The organism is Blautia sp. An46 (assembly GCF_002161645.1).
Classification (GTDB): Bacteria; Bacillota; Clostridia; order Lachnospirales; family Lachnospiraceae; genus Blautia; species Blautia ornithocaccae.
The window spans coordinates 159,479-169,971 of sequence record NZ_NFIF01000008.1; the positions used below are offsets into that span (position 1 = coordinate 159,479).

General features: G+C 43.5%; 13 protein-coding genes. 2 read left to right on the plus strand and 11 right to left on the minus strand.

Annotated features, from left to right (window positions below; all coding sequences use genetic code 11):
- Nucleotides 1–93 precede the first annotated feature (93 nt).
- The 11 genes from B5G00_RS08605 to B5G00_RS19330 all read right to left on the minus strand — a co-directional run bounded on the left by B5G00_RS08605 (nt 94) and on the right by B5G00_RS19330 (nt 8,499).
- On the minus strand, nt 94–474 hold the full coding sequence (locus B5G00_RS08605) for a heavy-metal-associated domain-containing protein (RefSeq protein WP_087271455.1): 381 nt from the start codon (nt 472–474) through the stop codon (nt 94–96).
- A gap of 87 nt (nt 475–561) precedes the next feature.
- Complete coding sequence (gene feoB, locus B5G00_RS08610; RefSeq protein WP_087271458.1) at nt 562–2,559, minus strand: ferrous iron transport protein B; 1,998 nt, start codon at nt 2,557–2,559, stop codon at nt 562–564.
- Nucleotides 2,560–2,666: 107 nt separating this feature from the next.
- The gene (locus B5G00_RS08615) at nt 2,667–2,879 is read right to left on the minus strand and encodes a FeoA family protein (protein WP_087271461.1); all 213 of its coding nucleotides are present in this window, start codon (nt 2,877–2,879) and stop codon (nt 2,667–2,669) included.
- Nucleotides 2,880–3,096: 217 nt separating this feature from the next.
- Nucleotides 3,097–3,882 (minus strand): FAD-dependent oxidoreductase, encoded by a 786-nt coding sequence (locus B5G00_RS08620; protein WP_087271463.1) that lies wholly within the window; start codon nt 3,880–3,882, stop codon nt 3,097–3,099.
- Nucleotides 3,883–4,114: 232 nt separating this feature from the next.
- A complete protein-coding gene (locus B5G00_RS08625) occupies nt 4,115–4,474 on the minus strand; it encodes a heavy-metal-associated domain-containing protein (RefSeq protein WP_087271466.1) in 360 nt (119 codons plus the stop codon).
- Between the two features lie 9 nt (nt 4,475–4,483).
- Nucleotides 4,484–4,663, minus strand: coding sequence for a FeoB-associated Cys-rich membrane protein (locus B5G00_RS08630; protein WP_140403134.1), 180 nt, complete (start codon nt 4,661–4,663; stop codon nt 4,484–4,486).
- 86 nt (nt 4,664–4,749) lie between these two features.
- Entirely contained in the window at nt 4,750–5,766 is a 1,017-nt protein-coding gene (locus tag B5G00_RS08635; protein WP_242971324.1) for an alanine-tRNA synthetase second additional domain-containing protein, read from the minus strand.
- A gap of 66 nt (nt 5,767–5,832) precedes the next feature.
- A complete protein-coding gene (locus tag B5G00_RS08640; RefSeq protein WP_087271475.1) occupies nt 5,833–6,750 on the minus strand; it encodes a SufB/SufD family protein in 918 nt (305 codons plus the stop codon).
- Nucleotides 6,750–7,502 carry an ABC transporter ATP-binding protein gene (locus B5G00_RS08645; RefSeq protein WP_087271480.1) on the minus strand — a complete coding sequence of 251 codons (753 nt, stop codon included), beginning with the start codon at nt 7,500–7,502 and terminating at the stop codon, nt 6,750–6,752. Before B5G00_RS08645 ends, B5G00_RS08640 begins: the two co-directional genes overlap by 1 nt.
- Before the next feature lie 629 nt (nt 7,503–8,131).
- Nucleotides 8,132–8,287 carry a type II toxin-antitoxin system RelE family toxin gene (locus tag B5G00_RS18665; protein WP_242971325.1) on the minus strand — a complete coding sequence of 52 codons (156 nt, stop codon included), beginning with the start codon at nt 8,285–8,287 and terminating at the stop codon, nt 8,132–8,134.
- 14 nt (nt 8,288–8,301) lie between these two features.
- Nucleotides 8,302–8,499, minus strand: a complete 198-nt coding sequence (locus B5G00_RS19330) for a hypothetical protein (RefSeq protein WP_140403136.1) — start codon at nt 8,497–8,499, stop codon at nt 8,302–8,304.
- A gap of 178 nt (nt 8,500–8,677) precedes the next feature.
- On the opposite strand from B5G00_RS19330, the gene B5G00_RS08655 reads away from it, so the two are divergent.
- Together B5G00_RS08655 and B5G00_RS08660 are read left to right on the plus strand one after the other, a co-directional pair.
- Nucleotides 8,678–9,337, plus strand: a complete 660-nt coding sequence (locus B5G00_RS08655; protein ID WP_087271486.1) for a tetratricopeptide repeat protein — start codon at nt 8,678–8,680, stop codon at nt 9,335–9,337.
- A gap of 167 nt (nt 9,338–9,504) precedes the next feature.
- A partial coding sequence (locus tag B5G00_RS08660; RefSeq protein ID WP_087271489.1) for an IS256 family transposase occupies nt 9,505–10,493 on the plus strand: 989 nt, incomplete at its 3' end.

Genomic DNA, 10,493 nt, shown 5'->3' on the forward strand with positions numbered 1-10,493 from the left:
AATATTTAAAAAGGCCGCAGTATAAACAAGGCAAAATTTCTTTCAAACCTTGTTTGTACTGCAGCCTTTTAAACTACTTCTCTTTATTGACTTCTACTTCTGTCTGATCCCGGTAACCTGATACCCGATCATTTCCACAGCATCCTTCAAAATATCATCTCCGATTTCCCGGTCATAGGAAACTACGGCTCTTCCTTTAGAAAGATTCACCTCAGCGCTGACACCGTCGATCCTGTTCAGCATTGCAGTCACATTCATCACGCAGTGGTCACAGCTCATGCCGGAAATCTCCATGATCTTTTTGCCCAGTACCGGACCCTCCAGTTTCTTTTTCTTCATTTTCCCAGCACTGGGACAGCTTCCGCCAGCTGGACAGCCGATACATTTCACGCCCTTTTTCTTGGCTTTCACAATATAAGAAACTGCCAGACCTAAGATAATGACCAGAACAAGAAGTGCAATCACATTTTCCATATACTGTCCTCTCCTCCATTCAAAACTCTCTGTACTAAGAAGAAGCAGCCGGCGGGAGAATTTCCTGCCGGCTGAAAAATTATTTTCTTATGCATGCAGACTGTATTCTGCTGCGAATTCCTGATCGGATTTGCGTATTCTCCAGATGATAATAGCTGCAAATACTAAAATAGCAATCAGTCCTGGAACAAAGGCTGTTCCCAGAGCGCCAGTAGTAGCCAGGGTACCAATCTGATATACAAGGAACGCTACTGTATAGCCGGTAGCAAGCTGGAGGCAGATACCGCCGAAGAGCCATTTTCCGCTCTTCATTTCCGAGTTCATAGCTCCCAGAGCCGCAAAACAAGGAGGCGTATACAGGTTAAACATCAGGTATGCCAGGGCGGCAACCTTTGTAAGTCCCATAACAGTTGCTACATCGCTGCCGCTTCCCACCAGCGCCAGTTCTTCCGTATCGATCAGGTTTGTCACACCATAAACAACAGCCAGAGTACCTACTACGTTCTCTTTGGCGATAAAACCGGTAACTGCTGCTGCTGCAAGCTGCCATACGCCGAATCCCAGAGGAATAAATAAAATGGATATCGGATGGGCAATACTTGCCAGGATAGAAGTGCTCTCTGCACCTTCTGCCACAACCTGGAACTGCCAGTTAAAGCTCTGCATGATCTGAACCACTGTGTTGCAGACCAGGATAATGGTTCCGGCTTTGATGATATATGCTTTACCACGCTCCAGCATGGATACGCAGGCTCTCTTTAAGCTAGGAACTTTATATTCCGGAAGCTCGATGATGAAGAAAGATTTACGATATTTCTGTCCGGTGATCCTCTTTACAAGGAGTGCTCCCAGAAGGACCAGTACAATACCTACCAGATACATAGTTGCAGATACCCACCATGCGTCTGCGAAGAAAGCTCCGGCAAATAATGCGATTACAGGAATTTTAGCTCCACAGGGCATAAATGGCGTCAGCATAGCGGTTGTTCTCCGCTCTCTCTCATTGCGGATAGTACGGGAGGCCATAACGCCTGGGATCGCACATCCGGTACCGATTACCATAGGAATTACGGATTTACCGGAAAGACCTACTCTTTTAAAGATCGGATCCAGTACAACAGTGGCACGGGCCATATAACCGCAGTCCTCAAGAAGGGCAATGAGGAAATACATAACCATTACCAGCGGCAGGAAACCTACTACTGCGCCAACACCGCCAATAATACCGTCAACCAGGATTGCATACAGCAGAGGATTGGCATTTTCCATCATTCCGCCTACCCATCCCTGGAAGGTTTCAATCCAGGCAACCAGCCAGTCTGCGATCCAGGTTCCCAGTGTAGTCTGAGATATGTAGAAAACCAGGAAAATAATCACGGCAAAAATGGGAATACCAATGATCTTATGGGTGATCACCGCGTCAATCTTATCCTGAATAGTCTTATCTTTTGTAAAGACTTTTCTCTTTTCTACTTCCTTTACAATATTGTTTACAAAATCAAAACGTTTTCTGTCCGCAGCTTCTACTGCGCTTTTGTCATGAAGGTCGATATCTGCCTGGACATAAGGCGCCTTCTGCCCTTTTCCATATAAGGCGGCAGCCTGGCTTACAGCCTCTTTCAACCCTTCATGTCCCGAGGAAGTAGAGACGGTCTTCACCACCGGACAGCCCAGCTTCTCAGACAGACGCTTTACATCGATTTTTGTCTGTTTCTTTTCTGTAATATCACTTTTATTTAAAGCTACTACTACAGGAACGCCCAGTTCCAGAAGCTGTGTGGTAAAAAACAGGCTTCGGCTTAAGTTTGTGGCATCCACAATGTTAATGATCGCATCTGGATGTTCATTTTTCACATAACTGCTGGTGATGCTCTCTTCTGAAGTAAAGGGAGACATAGAATAGGCGCCAGGCAAGTCCACTGCGACCAATTCTTCCCCTCCATCATAGTAAGCCTTTTTGATCGGGCTTTCCTTTCGCTCTACCGTAACACCGGCCCAGTTTCCAACACGTTCATTTCTTCCTGTTAACGCATTGTACATGGTGGTTTTTCCGCTGTTAGGATTTCCTGCAAAAGCAATTCTCATATACAAAGTTCCTCCTTCATCCAATTAGTTGGCGCAAACAAAAATTAGTTTTTACTAACCTATGGCCAATTATTAAATTTTTTCAGTGAACAGGATCACTGCTTATTTTATATTGAAATAGCCTTGGCTAAATCAGTATCAATATTATATCTGCCATCTTTAATGGAGACCACACATCCGCCTTTTAAATGGGAAACTACCGTAATAGGCTCCCCTGTATAACATCCCAGAGAAAACAGGAAGGCCTCCAGTTCCTCATCGTCTGTGGCAATGTCTTTTATAATATATTCTTCGCCTTCTTTGGCATCCAATAAAGTCATATTCTTTGTCCTTTCTAACTAAATACAAAAAGTCTCTTTAAATTCTTTTTGTTAAGTTAGGTATCGCTACCTTTCACAATGATTAGTATATTCTAACTAATTGATTCTGTCAAGAAATACTTTATACTTTTTTTATTTTTAACAAAAAAATACTGTAGACAGCAAAAAACTCCAGGCTTTCATGACTATAATTTCCGCCTGGAGTTTTAGCGATTTCCTATTCTTCTTCTTTTAAGCCCTGCATATATTTATCCATGGCCTCTGCCACTTTTTTGGAATGGGCGACTGCCTCCACTACAGTTCTTGCGCCATTTACTACATCACCGCTGGCTAAGATTTCCGGACGTGAGGTATGTCCCTCCTCATCTGCCACCAGCAGTCCTCTCTGGTTGGCATCCAACCCTTTTGTAGTGTTTACAAGCTGATTTCTGGGACCCTGGCTAATGGAGATGATCACGCTGTCCGCAGGGTAAAGCTTTTCTGTTCCCGGAATCTGCTCAATGGAGCCGTCTTCTTTTTCCTCTGCATCAGCAAAGATGACCCCTTCATCGGTAATCTCTACCGGTATCTTACAATAGACAAATTCTACCCCTTCCAGCAGTGCATAATTATATTCATGCTGGCTGGCCGCTACTGTAGACGTTCTGGAAAAGCACTGAAGCCAGCGTACACCTTTACGTAAGGCTGTTCTGGCCACATCCTTTACCATTTTTGAACTGTAGGTACTGGAAATATAATTTTCAATGGTGGAAAAGTGTACCGGAGCTCCCTTTTTACCAAGGACACAATGTCCCTCACATTGATTTTCGTGATTACAGACCAGACTGCATACCGTAGTCAGTGGATTATTCTCAAAAAGCATCCATCCCGCCTTGTCCAGCTCTCCGTTGAGCATAAGCTGGATCACCTGGGGAATGGGAGTATGGATCGGGCACCCTTTTTGGCACTGGGGGACTTTACAGTTCAAACATCTTTTAGCCTCATCTAGTACATGTATTGCCATATTCATCCTTCCTTTCTTCTCTGGCAGAAATCTCTCCTTTTTATCAGCTTTTGTATATCTCCATTGTACTATCCGAGTATTGCACTGTCAAAGTTCCCTCTTTAGGGAATATAGAATAAAATTTAGAAAAGGGACTGGAACTGCCCATAAAACCAAATCAAGAATAGCGCTTCCTGACATAGGTTTCATACCTCAGTTCCAGTCCCATCTGCTTCAATCCTTTCTGCTTCTCTCAGCCGATAGAAACCACCTTAAAACCGACTTTTTCCACTGCCAGCCGCAAGGTCTCATCTTCTACCGGTCTGTCGAAAGAGACAATTGCTCTGTTTTTCTTCAAATCCACTTTCGCAGCCACACCGTCAATCTTATTCAGCTCTGAGGCCACGCTCTGCCTGCAATGTTCACAGTGCATCCCTTCAATCTGGATGATCTTTTCTCCTATTTTAGGATTCTTCAGCATCTTTCTCTTGGCTTTCACCGTACTGCTTCCGCCTCCGCAGCAGGCTCCTTCTCCCTTAAAATGCTTTACCGTGCCTTTTACTGCAAAAATCAGTACGATCAGCACAATTATCAATATAATTGCATCTGTCATAACAAGTCCCTACTTTCCTGGATTTTTCATATCACAATAATCCTTTTCTCTGCTCCCAGGACAGTTTCCGCCACAGCCGGAACAGCCTCTGCACCCAGCCTGGGGATTTTTCCTGATTTTGATCTGCCTGCGGATCACAAATCCGCAGCAGATCCCAATTACTGTAAGTACCAATATATCTGCGATCATCTTATCCATCTCCTGAGAGTCTTTTTAGTTATCACTAACTCTATTAATACAAATACTCTTTTTTCAGGAACTTGTCAATACCTGATTTACAAAGGTTCATCAGCTATCTCTATCTTATTGACCTCTTCGTCAGTCTCATTCTCCGTGTGTTTTACTCCCACTGTTCCAGCCACCACATAATAGTTGAACCTGGGTTCATAATAGAATTCCTTCATCAGAGAAAAGTTCTCTATCTTCCCTGTACTCTCCACATGCATCAAAGGACCTGTACAGTGCATGAGATAATCTCCGATTTTCACATGTTCTTCATCATAGGGAACTATAGGAAGGTCCTGCCGGATTATATCCAGTATCTTTGCTTCTATTTCCTCCAGATCAAACTCCGGCCTGCTCTGATAATTTATGGCAAATCCATGGCGGATATCCGAGCGGTGATAGTCTGGCCTGGGAATGTCCTTCACACAGTATCCAAAAAGATCTTCAGCACTGTGAGCCATCTTCCGATATATAAGAGAGCTGAAAGCAATCTGGGCAATATTGTCCGGCGGCGGTCCGAAAAGAGAAGGTCTGGTAACGATAACCTCTTCTCCAATTCCGATCAGCAGGTCTGCATTTCTCTTTAAAGCTGGATATAAAATCTCAAAATGCTCCACAATTACCCGTTTATGCTGGGAGGTCACATGGCGAACAGCCTCTGCGATCTCCTCCAAAGACACATATTTTTTTGCTGTCCGCACATCTACATGAAAGGTCTTTGGCGTGTAAAATCCCACTTCCTCAGAATTTAAAAGAGGCATGTTCAGAATATCGAATTCATCGTCTTCCTCTACTGTCTGGATTCCAGGAAACATCCCCTTGATCAGCCAGCTCTTTCCTGAGTCCTTTGCCCCAATGATTCCGATGATACGGTCAAAGGGATTCAGATACATCTGGGTAATCTTTCTCCCCAATTCCATCATTCTTTTGTTCCCTCTGGGAGCAAAGAAGAAATTGTACAGATTGCACTCATGTCTTACATTGTTATAAACCATAGAAACACCCTCATTCCCAATATCCATGGGACTGTGGCACGAAACCAAATCATGAATATTGATCTGTTTCATATCACAGTCCCTATCGTTTTATAGTTGCTTCTATTTTATCAGAGAAAGAGTCTAAAATACGTCTGATTATTTCAAAAATCCGCTGATGATCTGCTCTTCTGCCTCTTCCTCGGTCAGTCCCAACGTCATCAGCTTAATGATCTGTTCCCCGGCGATTTTTCCGATAGCTGCCTCATGGATCAGGGCCGCATCGGAATTGTTGGCCGTAATCTCCGGAATAGAACTGATCTTGGCGTTGCCTACGATAATGGCGTCACATTCTGTATGACCGCTGCATTTGGCATTTCCGTTTAATACAGACTGGAATAACTGGTAGGAGTCATCTCTGGCTACAGAACGGGAAATAATGTTGGCCCCTGAATCCTCTCCGTTCATATCTACGATAAAACGGCTCTCTGCCTTCTGGGTACCATGGGTCATCAGTCTTTCCATAACCTTAATGCTGGCGTGGTCCGCCAGTTTTGCGGTGGTCTTACGGATAGTAGAGTCCACACCTTTAATCTGAGCAGTATCCATTTCCATATAGCTGTTTTCACCCACTTCGATGATAGTCTCCGGATTCATGATCCTCTGACCTTTTCCATCACCGGTTCCGTAATGCTTTTCCACATATTTTACTCTGGAATTTTTTCCGATAAAGAAGCTGTGGATACCGTCATGCTGGCTTCCGTCATCAGTACCGCAGTGGATACCGCAGCCTGCAATAATGGTCACGTCACAGTCATCACCAATATAAAAGTCATTGTAAACGGTCTCTTTCAGGCCTGCCTGGGACAGCACTACGGGAATATGCACACTTTCATTTTTTGTTCCCGGTTTGATCTTGATGATAATGCCATCTCCGCTTTCTCTTGGCAGGATTTCAATATGTTCTGTGCTGTTTCTGGCCTCCGTCTTGCCGTTTGTACGGATATTATAGGCTCCCACCGGAATCTCATGGAGTCCGGAAACCGCCTCTAAAAGTTCTTTCTGTATTGTATCCATCAGTTCAGTCCTCCTTTTTTCCAAATGGCGCAGTTTGCAGTATCTTCCGGAGCGTCTGCCGCATTTAACAGTCCCGGCAGCACTTCATCTCTGGTTCCTCTCTTCACCAGCTTGCCTTCTGCGATCACCAGGATCTCATCTGCTGTGTTCAGGATCCTTTCCTGGTGAGAGATGATCAGAATAGAACCGTGTTTTTCTTTGTGAAGATTTTCAAACACATGGATCAGATTCTGGAAGCTCCACAGGTCGATTCCTGCCTCCGGCTCGTCAAAAACAGATAATTTAGTATTTCTGGCCATGACGGTGGCGATCTCAATACGTTTCATCTCGCCTCCGGAAAGACTGGAATTTACTTCTCTGTTAATATAATCTTTCGCACAAAGCCCTACCTCAGAAAGGTACTGACAGGCTCCTGAAAGGGAAATCTCTTTTCCTGCAGCCAGATTGATCAGGTCAAAGACCGTCACGCCTTTAAACCGCACCGGCTGCTGAAAAGCATAGCTGATACCGGCTTTGGCTCTGTCTGTAACGCTCCAGTCTGTAATGTCTTCTCCGTCAAAGAAGATCTTTCCTTCCGTGGGCTTCTGGATACCGGCGATGATCTTGGCCATAGTGGACTTTCCGCCCCCGTTCGGTCCTGTAATGGCAACAAACTTATTGTCCTCCAGGGTAAAGCTTACATGCTCCAGGATATCCTTCTCCTTGTCCTTTTCGTCGTCTACACGAAAAGAAACATCTCTTAATTCAAGCATTGTTTTTCCTCCGTTTATATATGAATATAGATATTTTTTGTCCGGTTTCTATTATATACGCCTGTCCGGCTCTTGTAAACTCTATTTTTACTTTTCTTTCCATAAGAAAACAGAGCTATCTTAGAATATAGATTGACAGACCCGCAGTCAGATGATATATATAAGACAGTTTCGGATCATTTGCCTGGCATGGGGCTGACACAGCCATTCTTTAATCGGCGCCATTGAAATCAGAAGGTGATAAAATTGAAAAAATCAAATACTTTTTATATCGCATTATTTCTTTTCCATGGTGTTTTTTATTTCACAGCCTTTTATTTGAGATTATTTACTTTCAGTGGATACAGCAGAGATTATCTTCTGACTGCTCCCTTTACTTGGTTTTATGGTCTTTGGGGACTGTGGGTTGTCCTTAACCTTTTTGTCCTTATACTTTTGATCCGTAAGAAAAAACATCACTGTAACTTTTTTATCCTTGAAATCATTTTTACATCTGTTTCCTTTGGACTGTTGCTGCTTTCCCTGATTTTATACGATTTTGCTTCTTTGTCCATAGTCAGCGGCTGAACATAAAGAGGGCATAAAAAGCTTTGTTACTCCTCTAAGCTTTTTATGCCCTCTAAGATTTTCTAATATCTTTTATAGATGTCTCCTCTATTTCCGATATTTTCAATATTAATAATTTTCATTTCCTCATCAATGGAGTAAATCACCCTGATAGTACCTACTCTGAGTCTAAACAGATCATACCCCTGAAGGCGTTTTATATCTGTTCCTTCTGGCAATTCAGATATCGCCTTCAAAATATTTCTTCAAAACTTATAGTTTTTCCATCATTTTCTTTTTCCGCTTCCTGAATCATCTGAAGATCCCATTCATCTGGTGGAATCTCCTCTCTCGCATAAGCCTTTAGAGATTCCAGCATATCCACTATAAACACCAGTCTTCTGTCAGGTATCCCATCTATCAACTCCATAATACGCTCTTTATTACTCATGTAATCACGCCCTTTCTCAGCGAGCAGACTGTTAAATTATTTTCTGTCTGTATTATAACATGTATTCCAAAATACTTGTCTCTTTATTTATACACAAATATCCTGTCTTATGCTATACTAAGATATCAGAAAATAACCCGCCGATATATCGGCTTTACTAAATTTCAAGGAGTTACTTATGAACGTTAAAAATCTGAATCTCAGTGTAGAAGAACTAAAAATTCTGGCGGAAAACGGCCAGAGAGATTTTATTTATGGAGTAGGCTATTACTATGAAAACGGAATCCGCACCTCCATAGATCTGGCCCAGGCCGCCGTCTGGTATGAGAAAGCGGCAAAAAAGGGGCAGGCCGAAGCAGCCATGCATCTGGCGCTTATGTATTTCCAGGGAAAAGGTGTGGAAAAAGATGAGCGGAAAGGCTTCCGGTATATGGAACAGGCGGCCAAAGACGGAAATGTCAACGCCCAGTTTAATATGGGACGGTGCTATGAGGAAGGTCTTGGCACAAAACCAGATCTTTCCAAGGCATTTGACTGGTACAAAAAAGCAGCAGGCCAGGGAGATTTCCGAGCTATGTGCTGTATGGGAAGCTACTATCTCTCCGGACAACCTGTTCCATACGACCCGGCCAAAGCTTTCCAGCTATTTGAAAAAGCTGCAAATGCCAATATCCCTGCTGCCCAGTACAACCTCTCTGTACTCTACCGTTACGGAGAAGGAGTGGAAAAAGATGAGGAAAAGTCAGATTTCTGGCGGATGAAGGCTGCCCAGAACGGTTTTAAGCTTGCCATAAAAGAGCTGGAAAATCCGGATAAAGATCCGGAGGAACTGGCGTGAAAACTATAGACAACAAAGGTGAAGAATAATGGAATAAAGGACGCTGTCGTTGTGGAAACACCTCTTTCCATAAGGTAGTGTAAAAAACTTTGTGGCTTTGGTAAAAAATGGCTCCTTTTTGGTAAGAATTACAGATATGACAATTCTTATCGAAAAGGAGTTTATTTATGGCAGTAGCAAAAGACCAAATCCGACAGATTATTACAGAAAACAACATTACCAGTGTGGCTGATGTTTACTCCCTTCTCAAAGACAGCTTCAAAGATATTTTGCAGGAGCTTCTGGAAGCCGAGATGGATGCAACTCTGGGCTATGAAAAAAATTGTAAAGGTGATCTTAAGAGCGATAATAAGAGGAATGGCCACTCTCCCAAAACACTCAAAAGCCAGTACGGGGAATTCCAGATCGATGTTCCCCGTGACCGCAATGGTGAGTTTGAACCAAAGCTGATCCCTAAATATCAGCGGGATATTTCCGGGATTGAGGAGAAAGTAATCTCTCTCTATGCCCGCGGAATGAGTACAAGGGATATTCATGACCAGATCCAGGAACTTTATGGGATTGAACTTTCCGCCGAAATGGTCAGCAAAATCACGGACAAAATCCTTCCGGAAGTGAAAGAGTGGCAGTCTCGTCCACTGAACCCTGTATATCCTTTTGTTTTTATGGACTGTATCCATTACAAAGTCCGGGAAGACGGCAGGATCCTCAGCCGCGCTGCTTATATTGTACTGGGAGTTACCGTGGAAGGATACAAGGATATTCTCAGTATTACCGTAGGAGCGAATGAGACCAGTAAATTCTGGCTCGGAATGCTCAACGACCTGAAAAACCGTGGCGTGCAGGATGTCCTGTTCTTCTGCGTAGACGGTCTCCCCGGATTTAAAGACGCAATTCAGGCCGTTTTCCCACAGGCACAGATCCAGCGCTGTGTCATCCATATGCTGCGCAATTCTTTTAAATATGTGAATTATAACGATCTGAAGAAGTTTTCCGCAGACTTCAGGGCTGTCTATAACGCGCCCAATGAATCCGCAGCTCTTTCGGAATTGGAAACGATCAAGGAGAAATGGGGAAAGAAATATCCCTATGCGATCAGTAACTGGGAAAACAACTGGGAAGATGTGAGTTCTTTCTTCCAGTTTTCCGGAGATAT

Excerpts from the sequence above, each read along its gene's own strand:
- B5G00_RS08605 (WP_087271455.1), bottom strand. The coding sequence starts at position 474 with ATGGAAAATGTGATTGCACTTCTTGTTCTGGTCATTATCTTAGGTCTG.
- feoB (WP_087271458.1), bottom strand. The coding sequence starts at position 2,559 with ATGAGAATTGCTTTTGCAGGAAATCCTAACAGCGGAAAAACCACCATG.
- B5G00_RS08615 (WP_087271461.1), bottom strand. The coding sequence starts at position 2,879 with ATGACTTTATTGGATGCCAAAGAAGGCGAAGAATATATTATAAAAGAC.
- B5G00_RS08620 (WP_087271463.1), bottom strand. The coding sequence starts at position 3,882 with ATGGCAATACATGTACTAGATGAGGCTAAAAGATGTTTGAACTGTAAA.
- B5G00_RS08625 (WP_087271466.1), bottom strand. The coding sequence starts at position 4,474 with ATGACAGATGCAATTATATTGATAATTGTGCTGATCGTACTGATTTTT.
- B5G00_RS08630 (WP_140403134.1), bottom strand. The coding sequence starts at position 4,663 with ATGATCGCAGATATATTGGTACTTACAGTAATTGGGATCTGCTGCGGA.
- B5G00_RS08635 (WP_242971324.1), bottom strand. The coding sequence starts at position 5,766 with ATGAAACAGATCAATATTCATGATTTGGTTTCGTGCCACAGTCCCATG.
- B5G00_RS08640 (WP_087271475.1), bottom strand. The coding sequence starts at position 6,750 with ATGGATACAATACAGAAAGAACTTTTAGAGGCGGTTTCCGGACTCCAT.
- B5G00_RS08645 (WP_087271480.1), bottom strand. The coding sequence starts at position 7,502 with ATGCTTGAATTAAGAGATGTTTCTTTTCGTGTAGACGACGAAAAGGAC.
- B5G00_RS19330 (WP_140403136.1), bottom strand. The coding sequence starts at position 8,499 with ATGAGTAATAAAGAGCGTATTATGGAGTTGATAGATGGGATACCTGAC.
- B5G00_RS08655 (WP_087271486.1), top strand. The coding sequence starts at position 8,678 with ATGAACGTTAAAAATCTGAATCTCAGTGTAGAAGAACTAAAAATTCTG.